The sequence below is a fragment of the Bradyrhizobium sp. genome, from assembly GCF_035484855.1.
Taxonomy (GTDB): Bacteria; Pseudomonadota; Alphaproteobacteria; order Rhizobiales; family Xanthobacteraceae; genus Bradyrhizobium.
Genome location: NZ_DATHOP010000144.1, coordinates 25,758 through 44,618 on the forward strand (window position 1 = coordinate 25,758; position 18,861 = coordinate 44,618).

Below are 18,861 nucleotides of genomic sequence, written 5' to 3' on the forward strand. Positions count from 1 at the left end.
GATACCCAACATGAGTCTTGAATCGGTCCGCGCCTACTTCGCGGAGAAAGCTCCCGATATCGCCGTGATCGAGTCGCCATTGAGTTCGGCGACGGTGGCGCTGGCGGCCGAGGCCTATCGCGTCGAACCGGGCCGGATCGCGAAAACGCTGTCGCTTCGGGTCGGCGACCGCGTGGTGCTGATCGTTGCCAGCGGCACCGCGCGGATGGACAACAAGAAGGTCAAGGCGCGGTTCGGCGGAAAGCCGAAGATGCTGGGGCTGGAGGAGGTCGCGGAAATCACCGGCCATGAAGTCGGCGGCGTCTGTCCGTTCGGCCTGAAGACGAAGCTTGCGATCTATTGCGACGTCTCGCTGAAGGCGTTCGACGAGGTGGTGCCGGCGGCGGGCTCGACCCACAGCGCGGTGCGGATTGCGCCGTCGCGAATGGCCGAGCTGACCGAGGCCGAATGGGTCGACGTGTGTCAGGACCAGCGGTAACGATGGCCTGTCTATCGGTCGCCGGATTAGAACCTCGGACGATTGCCAGGGCTTTTCGGCGTCTGCTGCGGGTCGGGCACGCTGTCATTCGATTCGAATACCGCGCGGCACGAATCCGAAAGTTGCGGTGTGTTCTGCCGCAGGCACGCCACGATCCTGTTGACATCAGGAATTTGATTGCCGCAGAGCCGCCAAACGTCGGGCGTGCAGGCCAACTGCTGTTCAAAGGTCCCCCGATATTCGTCGGAAGCGGCGGGCGAAAGGCCGGCGATGCCGAAGACGGCCGACATCGCCAGGCTCAGGACTACGCGGTTCGTGTGCATGTCCGGTCCTTCCCTGGGTTCGCAAACGTCACATGTTCCGCGAAGCGGAACGGCTCGATCGCAGGCTCGAGAATGAATGCGGCTTGGGAAGGTTCAGCAAATTCAAAACAATGTGAATACGCCATTCCTCCCTCACTCCACCTTGCCGATCTTCTTCACCGCCGCGATCAGGCGCGTGGAATCCTCGGCGACGAATTTGGCGAATTCCGGCGCGTCGAGGTAAGCGACCGGGCTGCCCGCGGTCTCGAAGGATTTTGTGACTTCCGGACTGTTGACCGCCTGCGCCATCGCCTCGCGCAGCCGCGTCATGATCGGCACAGGCAGTGCGGCCTGCGCGAACAGCCCGGCCCAGATGTAGAACTCGACATCCTTGTAGCCGAGTTCCTTGAACGTCGGCAGGTCGGGAAAGCTCGCGATCCGCTCCGCGCCCCAATTCGCCAGCACGCGCATCCTGCCGTCGTCGACCTGCTGCTTCAGCGTGCCCGGCGCCGACGCCAGCGCCTGCACCGTGCCGCCCATCAATGCGGCCAGCGCCGGGCCGGCACCGCGAAACGGGATGTGCAGCAATTTGATGCCGGCGGAAGCCGCAAACATTTCCATCGCCACATGCAGCGTGCCGTAGGGACCGGAGGAGCCGTAGGGAATCTGGCCGGGACGCTTCTTGGCGTCGTCGACGAAATCAGCAAGCGTCTTCCATGGCGCCGAAGCCGGCACCGCGAGCAAAGTCGGATCGGCGAGCACGCGCGCGACGGGAGCGAATTGCGAGACTTCGTAGAGCGGCGGACGATCGAACAGCCGGTCGGCTTCGGGCAGCACCGCCAGCGACGACAGCGTCATCAGCAAGGTATAGCCGTCGGGCTCGGCGCGCGCGGCCGCCGCGTTGCCGATCGATCCGCCGGCGCCGCCGGCGCGGTTGTCGACCACGAACGGTTTGCCCAGGATTTTCTCCAGCGCCTGCGCCACCGGCCGCGCCGCGAGATCGGCCTGTCCGCCAGCCGGAAACGGCACGATCATGGTGACGGGCCGCGCCGGCCACACTGCTTGCGCGGAGGCGCGGTTCAGGAGCGCAGCCTGCGCCAGCGGCAATGCGGCGGCGGTTTTCAGAAGTTCACGACGGTTCATCGGCAGTTTGCTCCCCGGAGATTCTTGATTGGTTATTGGGTGCTGGCTATAGCCCGAACCGCCGGATGGGCAAAGAAAATCGTAGGGTGGGCAAAGGCGCTCTTCGCGCCGTGCCCACCATTCATTCGCCGAATGCTCCCTGAACGTCGCACCTATCCCCTCCCCAATCCGCAGCAAGCAGTCCGCGTTCAACATAGCGATGGAAGCTGCTGTGTGGCCAATCGACTACACGCGTGACGTGGCCATGCTTCACTGGGTTGAAATGAATGTAGTCAACATGGCGCTCAAGATCGGCGTCATCGCGAATCGCATGCTCCCAATATCGACGCTGCCAAATACCCTTCTCTCGCTTATTTACCTTGCTCGCGGATCGCGACCTTGGAGCGAGGCCGCGCGAAAACCCGCTCTTGATCAGGCTCCAGCGCGCCGAGAAGTCGGCGTCACCCTCCGGGAGCGCCCAAACCGCGTGAATGTGATCGGGCAAGACGCAGATCCCGATCGTTTCGAAGGGACGCCGTTGGTAGACCGTCCGGTAGACCTGCCTCAGGCGATCGATCTCATCGACCAGAAGACTGCTCGGCCGTTCGGCGAGAACGACCGTGAAAAAGAAAACGCTGCCTTTTATTTTAGCTCGAACGTATCGTGGCATGATGCATCATATCATGGAGAATGGTGGGCACGCTTCGCTTTGCCCACCCTACGGAATCTCTTTTCGCTAATTCCGCTTCCTGCCCTTGGCAAAATGCTTCGCCAGAAAATCCGCCAGCACCTCGACCCGCACCGGCCGTGGGCCGCCGGGCGGCGTCACCAGGTGCACGGCGCCCTCGCGCTGCTTCCAGTCCTTCAGGATCACTTCGACCTCGCCCGAGGCAATCGCGTCGCCGACGATGAAATCCGGCAGGTCGGCGATGCCGAGCCCGGCGAGCAGCGCCGGCATCAGCGCTTCGCCATTGTTGACGCGCAGGGGTCCGGCGGGGCGCACGCTTGCCTCTTCGCCCTTCGAATTGGTGAAGTGCCAGACCCCGGGCGTGGAGAGATAGGAATAGCCGAGGCAGCGATGCTGGGCGAGATGCATCGGATGGGTCGGCCGGCCGTAACGCTTGAGATAGGCCGGCGCGGCGACGGTGTGGCGCGGCATTGCGCAGAGCCGCCGCGCGATCAGCGAGGAATCCGGCAGGCTCGCGATCCGCAAGCCGGCGTCGAATCCCTCCCCGATCAGGTCGACCATCGCATCGCTCAGATGCAGGTCGATCGAGACATCGGGATATTCCGCCAGAAACTCCGGCAGGATCGGCGCCACCGCCTTGACCCCGAACGTCATCGGCACCGCGAGCCGCACCAGCCCGCGCGGTGCCACCGACTGCGCCAACGCCTCGTTCTCGAGCGTCTCGCCATCGGCGAGCAGCCGCGCCGCGCGCGCCGACAGTTTCTGCCCGGCGTCGGTCAAGGCCAGCCGCCGCGAGGTGCGGTTGAACAGCCGTGCGCCGAGCCGTTCCTCCAGCCGGGTGACCGCCTTCGACACGGTGGCCTTGGACAGCGCCAACTCGCTGGCGGCCGCGGCGAACGAGCGCAATTCCACGACTTTCGCGAAAATCGCGAGGCCTTCGAAATCCGGGAGCTTTGCCATCGGCGAATTCCATGAGATCAAAAATGGAAACAATGCATTTCGTTAGTTTCTATTTATAGCCGATCAGGAAACACATATCCAGATGTCATGGGAATTCGAACGATGGAGAAATCCAATGACCAAGACCCTCACAGGCAAGGTTGCCCTCGTTACCGGCGGCTCGCGCGGCATCGGCGCGGCCAGCGCCCGCGCGCTCGCCGATGAAGGCGCCAATGTCGCCATCAGCTATGTCGCCTCCCCCGACAAGGCCGAAGCGGTCGTCAAGGAATTAAAAGCCAGCGGCGTCGAGGCCCGCGCCTACAAGGCCGACCAGGCGTCGTCCGCCGAAGTCGATCAGCTGGTCAAGAGCGTCGCCAGCGACTTTGGACGGCTCGACATCCTCGTCAACAACGCCGCCGTTGCCGTCGGCGGGCCGGTCGATGATGCCAATACCGACACCGCCGCGCTCGCCCGCCAGGACGCGATCAACGTCCATGGCGTGATCAGCGCGATCCGCGCGGCGTCGAAATTGATGGGCGAAGGCGGCCGCATCGTCACCATCGGTTCGGGCATCGCCACCCGCGCCTCGTTCCCGGGCCTGGCCGATTACGCCGCCACCAAGGCTGCGATCGTCGGCTACAGCAAGGGTGCGGCGCGCGACCTCGGCCCGCGCGGCATCACGGTGAACGTGCTGCAGCCGGGCTCGATCGATACCGACATGAACCCGAAGGACGGCGGCGCGTTCGCCGAAGCCCAGCGCACGCAGCACGCGCTGCAACGTTTCGGTACCGCGGAGGAAATCGCCGCCGGCGTCGTATTCCTCGCAAGCCCCGGCGCGTCGTTCGTGACCGGCACGGTGCTCAATGTCGATGGCGGTTTCGGCGCCTGACCCAATCCAGGGAAGCCGGGCGCGTTGCTCCCGGCTCACCCCACAATCAACTCAAAGGAATATCCCATGATCGAACTCAGACCCTTTGCGACACTTGGCGCCGCCGACCACGGCTGGCTGAAGGCCAAACACCACTTCTCATTCGGCAGCCACTATGACCCCGAGAATATGGGCCACGGCTCTTTAAGGGTGTGGAACGACGACGAGATCGCTCCGAACACCGGCTTTCCCGCCCATCCCCATGCCAACATGGAAATCATCACCTATGTCCGCGAGGGTGCGATCACCCACCAGGACAGCCTCGGCAACAAGGGCCGCACCGAGGCGGGCGACGTCCAGGTGATGAGCGCCGGCAGCGGCATTCGTCACTCCGAATACAATCTCGAGCCGACCAGGACGAGGATTTTCCAGATCTGGATCGAGCCCGACACGCAGGGCGGTGCACCGACCTGGGGCGCCAAGCCGTTTCCGAAGTCGGATCGCTCCGGCAATTTCGTCACCATCGCCAGCGGCTTCGAAGGCGACACCGACGCGCTGCCGATCCGCGCCGAGGCCCGCGTGCTCGCCACCACGCTGAAGGCCGGTCAGAGCGCCGAATATGCGCCCGGCAAGGCGCGCCATCTCTACCTGGTGCCGGCGGCGGGCGCGGTCGAAGTCAACGGCGTACGCGTCAACGCCCGCGACGGCGCCGCGATCCGCGACGAAGCCAAGCTCAGGATCACCGCGCTGGAGGATTCCGAACTGGTGCTGGTCGACGCGGCCTAGCGCTCAATAGCTCAAACTCGTCATGCCCGGGCTTGACCCGGGCATCCATCCCTCTCCGGAAAGAGTCTTTCGAAGGTGATGGCTTGCCGGGTCAAGCCCGGCAACGACGATCCCTAGAACCCCAAACTCACGGAGACCCGTCATGACAAAAGTTCTCGTTCTCTATTATTCCGCCTACGGTCACATCGAAAAGATGGCCAATGCCGTAGCCGAAGGCGCGCGCGAAGCCGGCGCCACTGCTGACATCAAGCGGGTGCCCGAACTGGTGCCCGAAGCCGTCGCGAAAGCGTCACATTACAAGCTTGATCAGCCGGCACCGGTGGCGAAGATCGAAGACCTCGCCAATTATGACGCGGTCGTCGTCGGTACCGGCACGCGCTTCGGCCGGATGTCATCGCAGATGGCGAATTTCCTCGACCAGGCCGGCGGCCTCTGGATGAAGGGCGCGCTGCACGGCAAGGTCGGCGGCGCCTTCACCTCGACCGCGACCCAGCATGGCGGCCAGGAGACCACGCTGTTTTCGATCATCACCAACCTGCTGCATTTCGGCATGACCATCATCGGCCTGAACTACGGCTTCTCCGGCCAGATGGAGCTCAATGACGTCACCGGCGGCTCGCCCTATGGCGCGACCACGATCACCGGCGGCGACGGCAGCCGCCAGCCCACCGAGAACGAACTCGCCGGCGCGCGCTATCAAGGGCGCGTGATCGCGGAGACGGCGAAGAAACTGCATGGCTGACAGGAAATGGGGCGGCATTGCTTTCGCTGAATGCCGTCCCATTTTGCTGGCGGGACCCCGATGGACTTCGCCATGCTCGAATTTCTCTTTATGTATCAACTGGCGCGCAATCCGATCGAAGCCATCGCCCGGCGCTGGTGGTGCCGCAGGCTGTTCCGCGCCACGCGCGGCAAGCGCGGATGCCCGGAGGCCACCAATTCGTGAGCGGGGCGTGACGATTTGTGATAGGTAGTGGGCCTGTCACGATTTCACGCTCCAGAGTTCAGGCATGCGCAGCGCCCCGCTAGTCCCCTGGCCGGAATTGCCGACCGCGGCGTGGCGCGAGACCTATGAGACGCTGCATCTGTGGACCCAGGTCGTCGGCAAGATTCGCCTGGTGCGCTCGCCATGGCTGAACCATTCCTGGCATGTCGTGCTCTACGTCACCGCGCGGGGGCTCACGACCTCGCCGATCCCCGACGGCACCCGCAGCTTCCAGATCGACTTCGACTTCATCGACCACGCGTTGCGGATTTCCACCAGCGACGGCGCCAGGCGCCAGCTTGCGCTGGCGGGACAATCGGTCGCGAGTTTCTATGCAGCCGTGATGGCCGATCTCGCGGACCTTGGCATCCCCATCGCCATCGACGAGATGCCCAGCGAATTGCCGGAGCCGATCCGGTTTTCGGAAGACAACCGTCACGCGTCGTACGACCCGAGCGCGGTGCGGCGCTTTTTTCAGATCCTGCTCGACGCCGATCGCGTGTTCAAGCAATTCCGCACCGGCTTCCTCGGCAAGGCAAGCCCGGTGCATTTCTTCTGGGGCAGTTTCGACCTGGCGGTGACGCGTTTTTCCGGCCGCCGCGCGCCGCGCTATCCGGGCAGCGTGCCGAATCTGCCCGATGCGGTGGCTTGCGAGGCCTATTCGCACGAAGAGTCGAGCGCAGGCTTCTGGCCCGGCAGCGGCGCGATCGACTATCCCGCGTTCTATTCCTATGCCTACCCGGAGCCTCCGGGCTATCGCGCCACCAAGGTGCGCCCTGAGGCTGCGTTCTTCAGCGAGGGCCTGGGCGAATTCATTTTGCCCTATGACGCCGTGCGCACGGCGGCAGAGCCCGAACAGGCGCTGCTCGAATTCCTGCAAAGCACCTACGAGGCGGCAGCCAATGCAGCGAAATGGGACCGCGACGCGCTGGAATGCCCGCTCGGCCGGCCGGGGGTGGTGCGGGAAATCTAGCTTTCTTCGCGGTTCGGCTGCTTGCCGAGCAGGCGGCCGAGCCAGGCTGCGAACCGTGGATAGCGACGGAGTTCGCGCACCGCGCGATCGCGCAATTCGTATGGAATTCCGCGCCAGCTCAGCGCCGCCGTGATATCGGCCAGCGGCATCGCGACCACGCCGAACCGGCGCTTATAGGCATAATTGCCGATGCTGAAGTCGAAGCTCCTGACACCATCTTTGTGCAGCGCCGCCATGGTGCGTTCGATGATCAGCCGGCCCGGCGAACAGTTCGACCAGTTCTCGCCGGCATTACTGCTGCGCAGCATCACGTAGCGCGAGCCGCAACGTATCCCGAGCAGGGTGGCAACGACTTCCTCGCCCGAGGTCAGCGCCGACAGCACGGCATAACCGCTGCCAAGACCGGTGCTGACCAGATTGTGGTAGAAGGCCGCCGACGTCTCGTCGTTGAGAATGAAATTCAGCCCCAGGGCCCGCATCCGCGCGCCCTGCTGGATCTCCATGGTCGAAAGCACATGCCGCGCCCGGTCCTGGTCGGTGACGATCTGCAAGCCGGCGGTGGGATCGCGGGTGAACACGCGCCAGCTGCGCGCCAGATTCTTGCGGACGCTGCGCTCCAGCGAACGAAGATAGGCGTCGAAATCATCGCCCGTGGTGACGAGGTTGCCGTTCAGCGGACATGGCGCGGCGGCATCGAGCAGCGCCAGCGGATTGGGCTGGCCCGCGAGATCGACTGGCATTTTGCGCAGTCGAATGAGATCGGCGCCTCCGGGCAATCCTCGCAACGCAACCTTCAGGTCGCGCCACAGCGAGGCGGCCGCCCTCGCATCGCGTGGGGCCGCTGTCGTCACCAGCGGCGCGTTGTAATCGGTCAGATTGAGATCGGCGAATTCGACGATCCGGACGCCCTTCCGCGTCCGGCGCAGCAGCGGCAGCAGCGCGACCTGCTCCGAGGTCGCCGCATTCGAGACGATGGCGATCAGCGGCTCGACATCGGGAAAAGACGCGAACGCCGCATACCACGCATCGAGCCAACGGCGATCCTGGAACGGCGTCGAGGCACCGGCATCGCCCCAGCGCGCCGCGGCCTGTTGCCAGTCGCTGACGAACTCGACACCAAAACGCGCCGCGCCGCGGGAATTTTCCCGCGCGCTCGGATGTCCTGCCTCAGTCAGCAAAACCGCCATCGTCCCTTGCCCGGAATCATCCGATGTCCCGATATGAGACGATGGACCGATCCTTACCGATTATATGGCAAGATGGGTACCCAGGCAGCCGTTGCCGCTTACGGTAAGATAATGTTCGCGTTGTATGGCTAATCGGGAACCTTGAATTTTTGTTTGACGCGTTGGCTCTCGCGCGAAACCGGATTGATGGCTTCAGAACCCGCTTATCAGGTGCTGTTTCTCGGCGCCGGCCCGCAGATGCAATGCGGCGTCGGACAGTTCACCCACCTGTTGGGCGAGGCCATTGAAGATCTCGATCCCGGCCAATGCGCGACATTAACCCTGACACGGTCGGAAGGAACCATCGCCGAGATCTGGCGCGCGGTGGGATCTGCAAGCAGCGTGGTCTGCAATTTCCCGATCGTGGCCTGGAAGCGCGTGATGGTGCGGCCGCTGCTGGCGCTCGCCATCGCGCGACTGCGCGGCCGGCGCGTCATCCTGATCCAGCACGAATGGGCCGGCCTGCACCGGCTGCGGCGCATCACCTATTTGCCGGCGCTGTGGCTGGCCGACACCATTGTGATGTTCTCGCCGTTGGTGCGGCGGGAACTCGCCGCCGCTCCGCTGATCGGCTGGACGGCGCGCAAATGCATACTCGCCCCGCTGCCGCCGAACATCGAGGCCCCCGCGGGCATCGCGGATTCCAAATTGCGGCAACGCCTTGCCGCCGCGCGGGAACAGGGACGGCTGGTGATCGGCCATTTCGGCTCGATCTACCCCGGCAAGCAACCGAACGCGCTGCTCGATATCTGCGCGACGCTGAAGGCGCGCGGACAGCAGCCGCTATTGGTCTATATCGGATCGTTCATCCGCGGCGTCGACAAGGTCGAGCGGGAATTTCGGGCTCATGCCGCAGAGCTTGGAATTTCAGACGATGTGATCGTCAGCGGTTATGTCGCTTCCGACCATGAAGTGTTCGGCCTGTTCAGCCAGGTCGACGTGTTCTGCTATCCGCTCGAGGAAGGCATCACCGCGCGGCGTTCCAGCATTCTCGCCTGCGTGCAATCCGGCCGGCCCGTCATCGTCACCGGCCCGGCCGGCACGGATGAGTTCGACCATCATCCGCGCTTCAAGGAAGAGATCGATCGCGGCGCCATCGTGCTGGTCGCGCGCGGCTCGGACGATGAGGCCTACGCCGAGCGGATCGTCTCGGCGCTGAAATGGCCGTCGGTGCAGATGCCATTCGATTTCGACGGCTGGTGGCAGGAGGTCGCGCAGGCGATGCACGCACTGATCTCAAACCCTACTCCTGGACCCGGAAGCGCGCCAGATAGTGCAGGCCGAATACCGCCAACAGGAACGTAAACCAGGTGGGATCGGCGCGGTCGAGGAAGAAACTCTCGAGCGACGAGAGATAGAGACCGAACAGCCAGATCCGCAGCAACGCCATTGTCAGCGGGCCGTTATTGCCGCCGCGGTCGGCGGCCTGAAAATTCCGCAAGGGCACGATGATCAGCACCACGATCAGCAGCGCCAATCCCGGCAAGCCCATCGACAATGCGGTGTCGAGATATCCGTTGTGGCTGTGGGAAGCATATTCCGCCCATTCCATTCCCTCCGGCACGTTCCGGATCGCGTCGGTGCCCCAGAACGCCTCAAAGCCGTATCCGGTCGGCAACCGCAGCTGCAGCGACTGCAACGCAAAAGTCCAGATCTCGGTGCGGCCGGTGAAGCTCGAATCCAGCGGCAGCATTTTGGCGATCTCAGCGAGGCCGTCGCTCATGACAGTGCCGATGCTGAGCAGCACGAGCAGCACCAGCGGGCTCAGCAGCATCAGGGCGCGCAGCCAGAAGGCGCGCACCACGCCCGTCAGCGACGTCAGCGCCAGTACGACAAAGGTCAGCGCCAGCGAACTCTTTCCGGCCGAATAGAACAGGAAAAGCGACGCCAGCCCGATGACGGTGCCGCCGGACAGCAACGCGCCGGAACGGACGATATAGATGCCGAGAAACACCAGCATCGCCATCACCGACGCCGCCACGTTCTTGTGCCCGAACGCGCCGCGCCAGTTGCCGGCGAGCTGCGGTTCCTGGATATCGGTCGCGAGGTGAACCGACAGATGCGGCGCCAGCATGATTCCGAGATAGCAGACGGCCAGCAACGCCAGCGCGGCGATGCTGAACCAGCGCATCAACTCGTGCTGCGATTTCGCCAGCAGCATCAGCGTCGCGGTCACCGCCATGACACAGGCGGTCAGCGCAAAGCGCTTGATCGAGGTCGCGGGGTCGACCGACAACACGACGGTGGCGGCGATCCAGCCGCCGAACAGGAGATAGGCCGGCGTCAGCAGCGTCGCGAGGCCTGGTAGATTGTCGCGCATCGCCAGCGCGAGCGTCAGCACCGCCAGGCCGCCAAACACCAGATAGGTCATCGTCTCGTTGCCGGTGGTGGTATCCTTGAGCTGCTGGTTGCCGAGATCGACGAACGGCCGCAGCGATATCCAGGCCAGCAGCAGCGCCCCGATGAAGGTAGCACCGCGAATGACGTCCATGACCTGCTGGCGCCGCAAGCCGAGGGCGACGACGCGCAGTTGCGTGGTGGTAACAAGCTGGCTCAAGACGCGATCTTCGAGGCTTTGTAGGGTTGCGGTTCGATGCCGATCGCCGCCAGCGCGCTGCCGATCGCGACGATAACCGGGTGCAGCGCGATCAGCGCCTTGTGTTCGGCAACCAGCAGGCGGAGTGCGAAGAACAGCGACAGCGGCAGCAGAGCCAGCATCTTGGCGACCAGCCTCGTCCGCGACCACGGCGACTGCGCCGCCTTGCGCTGGACGTGGTAGTTGATCGCGCCGATACGCAACGCGCGCAGCGCGAGCCAGCCCGGATGGGTGCGGCTGGCCGGCACGGTTTCGGTGATCACGGCCTCCTCGGCCCAATGAAATTTCATGCCGATCCTGCGGCAACGGTAGAAGAAGTCGGTATCGCCGCCGCCGAGAAAATTGAATCGGAGATCGAAGGCGGGCGTTCCGGCGCGGGCAAACACCGGCCGACGGATCAGGCAATTGCCGCAGCCATAGATCACCGGCACCGGGCCGCTCGAATCATAGGCCGGCCGGAACGCCGGATGGCGGTGAAGCCCGCGCTTCATGCCGCCGTCGAAATTCTGCAGCACGGGGCCGCCGATCACATCGGCCTTGGTGGCTTCGGCGGCACGCAGCATCAATTCCAACCAATCGGGCGAGGCGATCTCGTCGTCGTCGATCATCAGGAAGTTGACGGCCGTGGGGAACGTCGCCAGCGCGGTCTCGAACGCGGCGTTGATGGCGTGGCAATTGCCTTGCCGCGGCTCGACCACGCAAACACCTTGAAATCCGCCCGGGGCCAGGAACTCGGCGGCGACCGGCACGCTGCCGCGCGCCGCGCCATCGTTTTCGACGATAACGACCGCAAAGCGCCGCTCGGTGCGCTGAGCGACCAGCGAGTCCAGCGTCAGCCGCAGATGCTGCGGCCGACGAAAACAGGGAATGCAGACGACCGTCTCGACCGATGCATCGAGCGAAGCGGATATGGCGACTTGCTCGCGGGAGGCCTGCGCTGTCGCAAATCCGGACATGCCCGACGATGCGGCTGTGCCGAAAACGTCCAGTGCCTCGGCCTCCCCCGTGCAGGCAAGGAAATCATGCCGGGAATTCGGCTCTATCGACATGTCCAGACCTGGCTCCGCCGTACAAACGCAAGGATATGCAAAGCTCATTGCAATATCCGGTCCAGCGCCGCACTCCGCGGCACTGAATTATCGCGACGGTTAACGGGAGAAAGTTAACCGTCGTTAAGATTCGGTCCGCAAAAGGCGAGGTTCAGGACGCTCGGCGGAATAGCTTTCTGAAGAGGGCCTGCGATTGGGGAAACTGGCCGTTGTCGATCTGCGTCGGCCACAACCCGTCGACGTCGAAATAGGCGGCATAGGCGATGCTGTCCTTGTTCTTCACGAACCAGTCGTGCATCTGCTGGATGAAGAAGGGATTGTCGCCGAAGTTGCCGACCCCCCATTCGGGGTAGCTCATGGCCTTGCCGTGGCGAGCGGCAAAATCCCCGTGCCATTGCAGGCCGAAGGGCGCGTTCAGATAGAAGTTGTCCCATCGCTGCTCGACCGAACCGTCATATTTGAAATCGTAGACGTCGAGGCCGATGTAATCGACGACGTCGTCGCCGGGATAGGCGCGATCGGCAGCACTGTCCTGCGGGCCCCAGCCCGGGCACCAGTCGTATTTGAAGCCGTTCGAATGCCGCCTGAAGATTTCGACGACGCGCCGGAACGCCTTGATGTAATCGGCCTCATGATCCCCGGCAAACCAGGCCATGGTGCCCAGATTCATCTCCCAACCGAGGCGAATGATGGCCCTTGGCTGCGCTTCCGCGATCGCGGCAGCGGCTGTCTCGAACTCGGCGTCATGCAGGCCGTTGGCGACTTCAGCCAGTGGCGTCCCCTTCACCGTCAACGGAACCGACCAGACCACATTACGCTCCGGATTGAGCTTCTTCCAGATACCCGGCACCCAGCTCAATTTGTGAAAATCCTCCCAGGTCGTCTCTGCGTAGAAATCCACGCCGACTACGGATGACGGCGCCTGATTGAGCCAGGCTTCCCAGGCCTGCAGCATGCGTTCACGGCCGACCGGCCCCCAATTCACGAACGCACCGGCGAGCTTCGAGGAATTCGAGGCGTCGCGCGATGCGACGGTGGTCTGTCCGTAGGCTGCGAGGAGTCCGGCCAGCAGCAGAGACGCCAGCACGACGAGTCGCGTGGCGATCCACCGGCCGCCGCCCCTACCCTCTGCTGCACGGTCAGTTCGGAACATAATCCGCCCTCGCGAGCTTCCCGACAAAGAAGGCCGACAGTTTTCGGCCCACTTCGACCGAGCCCTCCGCGGTGAGATGGCCGGCGTCGAACTGCATGGGAACGTCGCCTTGGGCGAATTCCTCGCAATGGCCGGCGCGGCACACCGCATCGTAGACCGACAGATAGCTGGCGCCCAAGGCCATGACGATCCCGCGCATCGCGCGGTCACGCTCGCGGATTCCTGGCGTTCGCGTCGCGCTCGCAATGGAAGGGTTCTTGCGCAGGATTTCGTCGGCCAGAAGCCGCGGCAGCGCGCTGTCATATTCGACGATCGGTCCGAGCACGGTGACGTCGAGGCCCCTCGCCTTCAAGGTCTCGATGGTCTGGGACAGAACCGGAATGTCCTCGTCCTTCCAGGAGGCGGCGAGCAGAACCTTGTCGACCCTGTTGTTCAAGAGAAAATCGTTGAAGACGTAACCCATCAGCCGCGGACAGGCGCGCGTATCGAGCAGCGAGACCGGTACGACGGCCGGCCGGCAGGCGCTGGCGGTCGCCTGCATGATATTCACCTCCGGCATGGCGGACGACAGGCCGAACCACAGATGCGCCGCGTGGCTATCGCCGACCAGAAGATAGTTCGGCCGCGTCAGATCCGGTGTCATGCACCGTTCGACATCGAGCCGCTGCCGGTTGGTCGAGAGATAACAGTGTTCCGAGCGGAATGCCGCCGACGGATCGTAGCCGAGATAGGCGGCGATCGCGACCACGCGATCCGGAAAGCGAAACGGCGCCCCGTCCTCGACCAATACCAGGCCGCAAAGTGCCGCGACCGAGATCATCGCGGTCGAAGCGAAGCTGAAGACGGCGGCCGTGGAGACATCCTTCGCCTTCGAGCGGAACGGGATTTCGACGAATTTCCACGACAGCCACGCAACGCCGATGGAAGCTGCGATCAGCACGAGCTTCGCCGTCGCTCCCGAGGTGCCCGGAACAAGCATGGCATCGGTCCTCTGAAAGACAATCAGCGGCCAATGCCAGAGATAGAGCGAATAGGATATCAGCCCGATAAACCCCAAAGGCCGCAACGACAGCAATCTTCCCACTGCCGAAGGCCCGCGCTCGCTGGACGCGATCACCAACGCGGCGCCGATGCCGGCAAGCGAGGTCATCAGCAATAGCGGCGCGGTCGACGACCCCAGCAGGATGGCGCCGAGCAAAAGCAGCATACCGGTCGCGCCGCACGCATTCTTGACAAAATTGCTCTGCGGCGCCGGAATGAACCCGATCGACAGCAACGCGCCGAGCGCGAGCTCCCATGCGCGAAACGGCGTGAGATAGAACACAAAGGTCTCGTTTCGATAGCTGACCGCAAAGGCCGCCGCAAAGGACAGCACGGCGGCGCCGGCAAACAGCAGCCCGGCGCGCTTTGGCATCATCCGCCAGGCCAGCAGCATCAAAAGCGGCACGATCAGATAGAACTGCTCCTCCACGCCGAGCGACCAGGTGTGCAGCAGCGGCTTGGTCTCGGCCGGCGCATCGAAATAGCCGGCGGTGCCGGCGAAATAGACGTTGGAAATCGAGCCTACCGCGCTCGCAAGACTCTTCGCATAGTCTTCAAGCTCGACCGGCAGGCAGTAGAAATAAGCGAGAACGCTGGTGACCAGGAACATCACGAACAGCGCCGGCAGGATCCGCAAGGCGCGGCGCTTGTAGAAATTCGAAAGCGAGAACGACCCGTTGCGGATGTCTCCGTCGATCATGCCGCAGATCAGATAACCCGAGATGACGAAGAAGATATCCACACCGACGAAGCCCCCCGGGAAGCCGGGGACGCTGGTGTGATAGAGCAGCACGGGGACCACGGCCAGCGCGCGCAGGCCGTCGATGTCGGCACGATATCTCATCGATCAGACCTCGCCCCAGACGGCGGTCGTCCCGACATTAACCTTGCGGCGGCCGGGGCGGTCCGCGCCGTTGCAAAAGCGGACAGTGCGGACAGCCGAACTGTGCCAAAAAAGCGGGGTCGCGCGGACATAGCGCAGTCCGCGAGCAAATCGTGCCGGCAACAGGCTTGCATGGTCATGTTCACGCTATCTGACGTCTCGTGATTGTGTGCCGACACTGCAATAACCGGTCCAACATCGCGCGCTGCCGCTGCATCAACAACCGGCATGGTTACCGGGGAAGCGAATTAACCAATCGAATACGCGCCCGCGTGAAGTGGACCCATCCGGCACCGATCTTGCTCATTGCCTCCGCAAGAACGAGTCCGTCCGCGGTGGACGGCCTGATGCGACTGTCTGACGAGACCCACAAGATGAATTCGCTGGCGCTGTTAACCCCAACCTACGGACGCGATCTGGAGCTGTGCACCCTGCTCTGCGAAAGCGTCGATCGTCACCTCAGTGGGTTTTCGAAGCATTATCTGCTGGTACCCGATTGCGACCTGCCGCTGTTTGCGCGCTTCGAAAGCCAGCACAGGAGCGTATTGCCCGCGTCCCAATTTCTCCCCACCTGGCTGCGGCCGTTGCCTCGCTTCGTACAACGCAAGCGGCGGCACTATTGGTGGTCGTTTCGAACCAAGCCGGTCAGCGGCTGGCACGTGCAGCAATTCCTGAAGATCGCGGCGACCATCGCGTTGCCACATCAGCGATACTGCATCCTGGATTCCGACGTCGTGTTCTTCAGGGATTTCGACCTGTCGCGCTTCCAGCATCCGAATCCAATTCCGCTCCTGACCATCCCCAACGAGGTCACGTCCGACCTCGCCCGCCATTCGCACTGGGTCGAGACCAGCCATCGGCTGCTCGGTTTGCCGATGCCGCCGCTTCCGGCGTCCGACTTCATCGGACACATCATTTTCTGGGATCAGCAGACGACGCGCGCGATGACGGAGCGGATCGAGGCCGCCACCGGGCGCGACTGGGTCGAAGCATTGTGCCGGACCCACGGATTCTCGGAATACATGCTGTACGGCTATTTTGTGCAGAACGATGCCAGATTTTTCGGGCGGCACGCGCTGGCCTCCAGCACGCCCTGCGTCAGCTATTGGGATCCGGAAAAGCTCAGCCGCGGTGAATTGAACCAGCTGCTTGGCGGCGCGAACAAGGATGACGTCGCTTTCTCGGTGGCGTCGTTCTCCGGGACTCCGGTGGCGACGATCCGGGCCGCGATCGAGGAGATCGCCGTCGGCCGCGCGTGCTTTATTTGCTCCAGAGAAACCGCGGGGCTTGCGGCGCTATGCTGATTGGGCAAGCCAGCATCTATCTCTCCGCCAATATCCTCTCCGCAGGCTTGGGACTGTTGAGCGTGTTCGTCTTCACGCGGCTGTTCTCGCCGCACGACTACGGCACCTATCTGCTCGGCATTGGGTTTGCGTCCGTCATCAGTGTTTTCCTGGTCGGCTGGTTTCGCAACCTGATCCTGAGCGGGCACGCGAAGAACGACGGCACCGACGTTCGTGGCCTCGTGATTTCGGGCTATGTCGTCTGCTGCCTCGCCGCGCCGCTTGCTTACGGATTGGGACGCTTGCTCGGGCTGGACGCTACCGCGGCACTGGCCGCCGTCGTGCTTTCGGTCGCGATCGGCCTGTTCGAGCTCACCCAGGATCTGGTTCGGGCGCGGATGATGGCGCTGACAGTGATGAAAGGCGCGCTGGTCCGCGCGATTTCGCTGCTTTGCCTTGGCGCCGTCGTGGCCCTGCTCAGCCCGACCGGATTGCTGCTGCTGCTGTCGTCGGCATCAGCCTATCTGCTGGCCGTGTTGGTGCAGTCGCGCGCGGCCTGGCGGGGAACGATCGTCAAATTCGATCGCACCGGCCTTGCCGCGGTGGCGAGACAGGGCCTGCCCTTGACGCTGTCGCTCACCCTGCTCGCCGTCTCCAGCGTCACCGACCGGTTCGTGATCGCTGGTCTCGTCGGCGCCGCGGAGGCCGGGAAGTATGTCGCAGGCCTCGACCTGGTGCGGCAGACCCTGATGATACCGGCGATGAGCGCGGCAGCGGCGTTCTTTCCGCTCGCCGTGCAGATCCATGCCAGGCAGGGCAATGCAGCGGTGCGCTTGCATCTCGCCGAATGCGTGGAGTTGTTGCTCGGCATTACGCTGCCGGCTTGTCTCGGCTTTGCGGTCATTTCACCGCACGTCGCCAATGTCATTCTCGGCGCCGACTTCCGGGAGGTCGCCGCACAGGCGATGCCGATCGTCGCCGTCGCCGTGATCTTCCAGGTCCTGACCCAGCAATACCTGCATGCGAGCTTCCTGCTGTCGGGACGCAATTCGCTCTATCTGATCAACACCGCCTCGATCATCGCGGCCAATGTGATCCTGTCCTATGTGCTGGTCAGCCACCACGGCACCATCGGCGCGGCCTGGGCCCGGCTCGGCGCCGACATCATCGGATTTGCCTGTGCGCTGATGCTTAGCCGCTGGGCGTTTCGCGTTCCATTCCCTCTCGGCCGGCTCGCGCTGGTCATGATCGCAGGCCTGGTCATGGCGCTTGCGGTCGGAACCCTCGATCGCAGCCTGCATGTTTCGGATCTGACGGCATGCGTCGTCCTGGCCGGCACCGGCTTGGCCAGCTACGTGGCGATGTGCTGGCTGCTCGACATCTCACGCGCACGTGGCCGCCTGAAATTCGGTCTGGCGTTGTTCAAGACCAAGCTTGCAAACATCAACATCGGATAGAGAGCTGTGAATAAAACGATGACGATCGATCTTGCTTCCACGGCTGCCGTCGATATGAACGGCGATGCGCGCGTGCTGATGCCCGGCGAAGCGCCGGCCGAGCATCCGCAGTCGCTGCTCGAACTGCCCGCGGGCGAGGCGCGCGAAAGCCTGTTCGCCGTCCATGGCATCCTCGGCAAGGAACTGCCGCCGACCAGGCTTGCGGTCTATGAAGCCGGCGGCGGCTCGACCAGCTTCCTGCCGCTCGACGTGTTGCGCCGCGCCCATGTCACGGTGGTCGACATCGACGAAGACCAGATCCGAAACAACGACTATGCGCAGGAGACGATCCTCGGCGACGTCCAAAGCTATCGTTTCGCTCCCGGCAGCTTCGACCTCGTCATCTGCTACAACGTCATCGAGCACCTCGCCGATGTCGGCGCGGCGCTGGAGGGCTTTTGCGAGTCGCTGAAGCCGGGCGGGCTGATGCTGATCGGCGCGCCCAACCCGAGATCGCTGTCCGGCGTCGTCACCAAATACACGCCGCACTGGTTCCATGTCTGGTTCTACCGCCATGTGCGCGGCGACGGGAACGCCGGCAAGCCCGGCCACGCGCCGTTCCCGACATTCTTCCACCCGCTGGTGACGCTTTCCAATCTCGAGACCTTCGCAAGCACCCATGGGCTCGAAGCGATCTACTGGAACGAATATGAGAGCCCGCGCTTCCCTGAGATGCGGCTGCGCAAACCGGCGCTGGCGGCGCTACTCGATGCCGCCGCTGCCGTGATGAACTTTGTTCTGCCGGGGAAGGTCGACGTGCGGCGCGGCGACTATCACGTGATCCTGCGAAAGCGCTGAACGATGAACGCGGTGCAATCGATAGCCAAAGCGATCGTCGGCCATCGGCCGGCGGCGGCTCTGCGCGGCGGCCGCGACCAGATCACGTTCGCAAGGACGCCAATCAATAACGGAACGTTAACTTATCGCGGCTTCGGGAGCGCTTGCCGGCGTGCAAATGCCCGTTTTGGACATGACCGAGGCGTCGTCATGCGC

General features: G+C 63.6%; 19 protein-coding genes. 10 read left to right on the forward strand and 9 right to left on the reverse strand.

The window, feature by feature from the left end; translation table 11 throughout:
* The first annotated feature begins 10 nt into the window (after window positions 1-10).
* Window positions 11-478, forward strand: a complete 468-nt coding sequence (locus VK804_RS16085; protein WP_325371936.1) for a YbaK/EbsC family protein — start codon at window positions 11-13, stop codon at window positions 476-478.
* A gap of 26 nt (window positions 479-504) precedes the next feature.
* Here VK804_RS16085 and VK804_RS16090 read toward each other — a convergent pair whose 3' ends face one another.
* The 4 genes from VK804_RS16090 to VK804_RS16105 form a co-directional block, all read right to left on the reverse strand.
* The gene (locus VK804_RS16090) at window positions 505-801 is read right to left on the reverse strand and encodes a hypothetical protein (protein ID WP_325371938.1); all 297 of its coding nucleotides are present in this window, start codon (window positions 799-801) and stop codon (window positions 505-507) included.
* Between the two features lie 132 nt (window positions 802-933).
* On the reverse strand, window positions 934-1,923 hold the full coding sequence (locus tag VK804_RS16095) for a tripartite tricarboxylate transporter substrate binding protein (protein ID WP_325371940.1): 990 nt from the start codon (window positions 1,921-1,923) through the stop codon (window positions 934-936).
* Between the two features lie 121 nt (window positions 1,924-2,044).
* The gene (locus VK804_RS16100) at window positions 2,045-2,572 is read right to left on the reverse strand and encodes an REP-associated tyrosine transposase (protein WP_325371942.1); all 528 of its coding nucleotides are present in this window, start codon (window positions 2,570-2,572) and stop codon (window positions 2,045-2,047) included.
* Between the two features lie 66 nt (window positions 2,573-2,638).
* Window positions 2,639-3,550, reverse strand: coding sequence for a LysR family transcriptional regulator (locus VK804_RS16105; protein ID WP_325371944.1), 912 nt, complete (start codon window positions 3,548-3,550; stop codon window positions 2,639-2,641).
* Window positions 3,551-3,665: 115 nt separating this feature from the next.
* On the opposite strand from VK804_RS16105, the gene VK804_RS16110 reads away from it, so the two are divergent.
* The 5 genes from VK804_RS16110 (at window position 3,666) to VK804_RS16130 (ending at window position 7,141) form a co-directional block, all read left to right on the forward strand.
* A complete protein-coding gene (locus VK804_RS16110) occupies window positions 3,666-4,418 on the forward strand; it encodes an SDR family NAD(P)-dependent oxidoreductase (protein ID WP_325371946.1) in 753 nt (250 codons plus the stop codon).
* 66 nt (window positions 4,419-4,484) lie between these two features.
* Window positions 4,485-5,183 (forward strand): pirin family protein, encoded by a 699-nt coding sequence (locus tag VK804_RS16115; RefSeq protein WP_325371948.1) that lies wholly within the window; start codon window positions 4,485-4,487, stop codon window positions 5,181-5,183.
* Window positions 5,184-5,325: 142 nt separating this feature from the next.
* Entirely contained in the window at window positions 5,326-5,925 is a 600-nt protein-coding gene (gene wrbA, locus VK804_RS16120; RefSeq protein ID WP_325371950.1) for an NAD(P)H:quinone oxidoreductase, read from the forward strand.
* A gap of 60 nt (window positions 5,926-5,985) precedes the next feature.
* Complete coding sequence (locus VK804_RS16125) at window positions 5,986-6,129, forward strand: hypothetical protein (RefSeq protein ID WP_325371952.1); 144 nt, start codon at window positions 5,986-5,988, stop codon at window positions 6,127-6,129.
* A 64-nt stretch (window positions 6,130-6,193) separates the two neighbouring features.
* A complete protein-coding gene (locus VK804_RS16130) occupies window positions 6,194-7,141 on the forward strand; it encodes a DUF5996 family protein (protein ID WP_325371954.1) in 948 nt (315 codons plus the stop codon).
* Here the strand turns inward: VK804_RS16130 and VK804_RS16135 are convergent.
* A complete protein-coding gene (locus VK804_RS16135; protein ID WP_325371956.1) occupies window positions 7,138-8,328 on the reverse strand; it encodes a GNAT family N-acetyltransferase in 1,191 nt (396 codons plus the stop codon). The genes VK804_RS16130 and VK804_RS16135 overlap by 4 nt on opposite strands.
* A gap of 186 nt (window positions 8,329-8,514) precedes the next feature.
* On the opposite strand from VK804_RS16135, the gene VK804_RS16140 reads away from it, so the two are divergent.
* On the forward strand, window positions 8,515-9,672 hold the full coding sequence (locus VK804_RS16140) for a glycosyltransferase (RefSeq protein WP_325371958.1): 1,158 nt from the start codon (window positions 8,515-8,517) through the stop codon (window positions 9,670-9,672).
* Here VK804_RS16140 and VK804_RS16145 read toward each other — a convergent pair.
* From VK804_RS16145 to VK804_RS16160, 4 genes are all read right to left on the reverse strand, one after another.
* Window positions 9,611-10,924, reverse strand: a complete 1,314-nt coding sequence (locus VK804_RS16145) for an O-antigen ligase (RefSeq protein WP_325371960.1) — start codon at window positions 10,922-10,924, stop codon at window positions 9,611-9,613. The genes VK804_RS16140 and VK804_RS16145 overlap by 62 nt on opposite strands.
* Window positions 10,921-11,919: a glycosyltransferase family 2 protein gene (locus VK804_RS16150; protein ID WP_325371990.1), complete on the reverse strand. Its 999-nt coding sequence runs from the start codon at window positions 11,917-11,919 to the stop codon at window positions 10,921-10,923. Before VK804_RS16150 ends, VK804_RS16145 begins: the two co-directional genes overlap by 4 nt.
* 244 nt (window positions 11,920-12,163) lie before the next feature.
* Window positions 12,164-13,165: a hypothetical protein gene (locus VK804_RS16155; protein ID WP_325371962.1), complete on the reverse strand. Its 1,002-nt coding sequence runs from the start codon at window positions 13,163-13,165 to the stop codon at window positions 12,164-12,166.
* The gene (locus VK804_RS16160; RefSeq protein ID WP_325371964.1) at window positions 13,152-15,050 is read right to left on the reverse strand and encodes an acyltransferase family protein; all 1,899 of its coding nucleotides are present in this window, start codon (window positions 15,048-15,050) and stop codon (window positions 13,152-13,154) included. Before VK804_RS16160 ends, VK804_RS16155 begins: the two co-directional genes overlap by 14 nt.
* A gap of 386 nt (window positions 15,051-15,436) precedes the next feature.
* Here VK804_RS16160 and VK804_RS16165 point away from each other — a divergent pair, with 386 nt between their 5' ends.
* From VK804_RS16165 to VK804_RS16175, 3 genes are read left to right on the forward strand one after another with little or no spacing between them, the layout of a single operon-like run.
* Window positions 15,437-16,393 carry a DUF6492 family protein gene (locus VK804_RS16165; protein WP_325371966.1) on the forward strand — a complete coding sequence of 319 codons (957 nt, stop codon included), beginning with the start codon at window positions 15,437-15,439 and terminating at the stop codon, window positions 16,391-16,393.
* Complete coding sequence (locus VK804_RS16170) at window positions 16,387-17,829, forward strand: lipopolysaccharide biosynthesis protein (protein WP_325371968.1); 1,443 nt, start codon at window positions 16,387-16,389, stop codon at window positions 17,827-17,829. Before VK804_RS16165 ends, VK804_RS16170 begins: the two co-directional genes overlap by 7 nt.
* Before the next feature lie 6 nt (window positions 17,830-17,835).
* Window positions 17,836-18,666, forward strand: a complete 831-nt coding sequence (locus VK804_RS16175) for a class I SAM-dependent methyltransferase (RefSeq protein ID WP_325371970.1) — start codon at window positions 17,836-17,838, stop codon at window positions 18,664-18,666.
* The last annotated feature ends 195 nt before the right edge of the window (window positions 18,667-18,861 follow it).

What these genes read in the sequence shown, in the direction of transcription:
- VK804_RS16085 (WP_325371936.1), top strand. Translation starts at nt 11, where the DNA reads ATGAGTCTTGAATCGGTCCGCGCCTACTTCGCGGAGAAAGCTCCCGAT.
- VK804_RS16155 (WP_325371962.1), bottom strand. Translation starts at nt 13,165, where the DNA reads ATGTTCCGAACTGACCGTGCAGCAGAGGGTAGGGGCGGCGGCCGGTGG.
- VK804_RS16110 (WP_325371946.1), top strand. Translation starts at nt 3,666, where the DNA reads ATGACCAAGACCCTCACAGGCAAGGTTGCCCTCGTTACCGGCGGCTCG.
- VK804_RS16165 (WP_325371966.1), top strand. Translation starts at nt 15,437, where the DNA reads ATGCGACTGTCTGACGAGACCCACAAGATGAATTCGCTGGCGCTGTTA.
- VK804_RS16130 (WP_325371954.1), top strand. Translation starts at nt 6,194, where the DNA reads ATGCGCAGCGCCCCGCTAGTCCCCTGGCCGGAATTGCCGACCGCGGCG.
- VK804_RS16105 (WP_325371944.1), bottom strand. Translation starts at nt 3,550, where the DNA reads ATGGCAAAGCTCCCGGATTTCGAAGGCCTCGCGATTTTCGCGAAAGTC.
- VK804_RS16100 (WP_325371942.1), bottom strand. Translation starts at nt 2,572, where the DNA reads ATGCCACGATACGTTCGAGCTAAAATAAAAGGCAGCGTTTTCTTTTTC.
- VK804_RS16160 (WP_325371964.1), bottom strand. Translation starts at nt 15,050, where the DNA reads ATGAGATATCGTGCCGACATCGACGGCCTGCGCGCGCTGGCCGTGGTC.
- VK804_RS16095 (WP_325371940.1), bottom strand. Translation starts at nt 1,923, where the DNA reads ATGAACCGTCGTGAACTTCTGAAAACCGCCGCCGCATTGCCGCTGGCG.
- VK804_RS16090 (WP_325371938.1), bottom strand. Translation starts at nt 801, where the DNA reads ATGCACACGAACCGCGTAGTCCTGAGCCTGGCGATGTCGGCCGTCTTC.
- VK804_RS16125 (WP_325371952.1), top strand. Translation starts at nt 5,986, where the DNA reads ATGGACTTCGCCATGCTCGAATTTCTCTTTATGTATCAACTGGCGCGC.
- wrbA (WP_325371950.1), top strand. Translation starts at nt 5,326, where the DNA reads ATGACAAAAGTTCTCGTTCTCTATTATTCCGCCTACGGTCACATCGAA.
- VK804_RS16170 (WP_325371968.1), top strand. Translation starts at nt 16,387, where the DNA reads ATGCTGATTGGGCAAGCCAGCATCTATCTCTCCGCCAATATCCTCTCC.
- VK804_RS16135 (WP_325371956.1), bottom strand. Translation starts at nt 8,328, where the DNA reads ATGGCGGTTTTGCTGACTGAGGCAGGACATCCGAGCGCGCGGGAAAAT.
- VK804_RS16140 (WP_325371958.1), top strand. Translation starts at nt 8,515, where the DNA reads ATGGCTTCAGAACCCGCTTATCAGGTGCTGTTTCTCGGCGCCGGCCCG.
- VK804_RS16115 (WP_325371948.1), top strand. Translation starts at nt 4,485, where the DNA reads ATGATCGAACTCAGACCCTTTGCGACACTTGGCGCCGCCGACCACGGC.
- VK804_RS16150 (WP_325371990.1), bottom strand. Translation starts at nt 11,919, where the DNA reads ATGTCCGGATTTGCGACAGCGCAGGCCTCCCGCGAGCAAGTCGCCATA.